The 1,601-nt window shown below is 64.4% G+C and carries 1 protein-coding gene and 3 pseudogenes; 2 read left to right on the top strand and 2 right to left on the bottom strand.

All coding sequences use genetic code 11. The features are described 5' to 3' along the window. Positions 1-92: pseudogene (locus ABT116_RS51180) on the bottom strand (PAS domain-containing protein); the annotation flags it as partial. Between the two features lie 57 nt (positions 93-149). On the opposite strand from ABT116_RS51180, the gene ABT116_RS44925 reads away from it, so the two are divergent. Together ABT116_RS44925 and ABT116_RS44930 are read left to right on the top strand one after the other, a co-directional pair. Beyond that, a complete protein-coding gene (locus tag ABT116_RS44925) occupies positions 150-887 on the top strand; it encodes a hydantoinase/oxoprolinase family protein (protein WP_502984063.1) in 738 nt (245 codons plus the stop codon). Positions 888-1,012: 125 nt separating this feature from the next. Then, positions 1,013-1,450: pseudogene (locus ABT116_RS44930) on the top strand (hydantoinase B/oxoprolinase family protein); the annotation flags it as partial. 55 nt (positions 1,451-1,505) lie between these two features. Here ABT116_RS44930 and ABT116_RS44935 read toward each other — a convergent pair. Further along, a pseudogene (locus tag ABT116_RS44935) lies at positions 1,506-1,601 on the bottom strand (class I SAM-dependent methyltransferase); the annotation flags it as partial.

The raw sequence follows: 1,601 nt of genomic DNA on the forward strand, positions 1-1,601 counted from the left end.
GGCGTGCCGCCGAAGATGGACGCGAACCGCTGGTTGACGCGGCGGACCCTGAGGTCGGGGTCGATCAGGAGGAATCCGAAGGGCGCCAGGCCAACGCCCTGCGTCAGATCACGGTCAAGCGTGGCCTCGACGTTCGTGACTTCACCCTCGTGACGTTCGGCGGCTCCGGCTCCCTGCTCGCCTGCCGTCTCGTCGACATTCTGGGACTGAAAGACGTTCTTGTCCCGCTCAATCCGGGTAACGTCTCCGCGTTCGGTCTGCTGACGGTCGATGTCCGCAACGACTACGTCCAGACGCATGTGAGTCGTCACGACCGGTTGAAGGCAGAAGACCTGCAGAGCCAGTTCGACGCGCTGGCCGGCGAAGCCGAGATCGCGCTCGCCGAAGAAGGATTCGACGAGACGCAGCGCAAGTACTCCCGTACTGCGGATCTACGTTACCTCGGTCAGGCCTTCGAGGTTCGCGTCCCGGTGGCGGAAGGTACCGTCACGGCGCAGATCATGGACGACGCGGCCGAGGCGTTCCACCAGGCGCACCGCGAACTGTACGGCTACGACTTCCGGGGAGACCCGTCGCAGCACGTCGAGTGGGTCAACCTGCGCGTGAGTGGCATCGGCCCGATCAAGCGTCCGACGCTCAAGGAAATCCCCGCCGGCACCGGCGCCGACTCGGCTCTAACCGGTTCGCGTCAATCGTATTTCGACAGCTGGGTCGAAACGGCTACCTACGACCGCACGCTGCTCGGTGCGGGTGACGTCATCGAAGGACCGGCCGTGATCGAGGAGTTCAGCTCGACTGTCCCGATCCATCCCGGATTCTCGGCACGTATCGACACCTTCGGGAACATCCGTATCTCGAAGTCTTCCGACTCGAACGGAGTGAAGTGATGACCGCCATTCTCGATGCTGCTGCTGCCACCGCGGCCAAGCCGTACCGACTCACCGCTACCGACGGCGCGTCACCTGATCCGATTCTGGTCGAGATCGTCGCCGGTTACCTCGCCAGCGTGGAAATGGAGGTCGAGACCTCCATTTCGCGCACCTCGCGCTCACCGATGATCCGTGACGCTCACGACTTCCGCGCGGGTATTCACGACCGGAACCTCCGCAAGCTCACGGGCCGTTCGTATTCCGCGCTGGTCCATCCGATCGCCCGGGACTTCCCGCTCGAGACGATGAAGCCGGGAGACGTGTACTTCCACAACGACGTCTACCTGTCCGAAGGTGGCATCGGCCACCTCCCCGACCTGTGCGTCACGGTGCCTGTCTTCGCCCGCGTCACTCCCGATGCCGAGCCGAAAGTTGTTGCGTTCGTTCAGGCATTCGGTCACCACGACGACATCGGCGGTTGCTGCCCTGGCTCCATGCCGTCCGGTGCCACCACGGTGTACGAAGAGGGACTGATGGTTCCGCCGATCAAACTGTGGGACCAGGGAGTTCCCAACGAGGCCGCGCTGCGCATCATGACGCGTAACTCCCGCATGCCCGACGCTCTCGCAGCCGATCTCCGACCAGCGCCACGACGTGCTCCTCCAGGCCCGCCCGGTGGAGCGTGCGGCGGAACGTGGGCAGCGTGTCCATCAGGCCGATCTCGGGGTCGAC

The organism is Streptomyces sp. NPDC002130 (genome assembly GCF_040296465.1).
Lineage (GTDB): Bacteria > Actinomycetota > Actinomycetes > Streptomycetales > Streptomycetaceae > Streptomyces.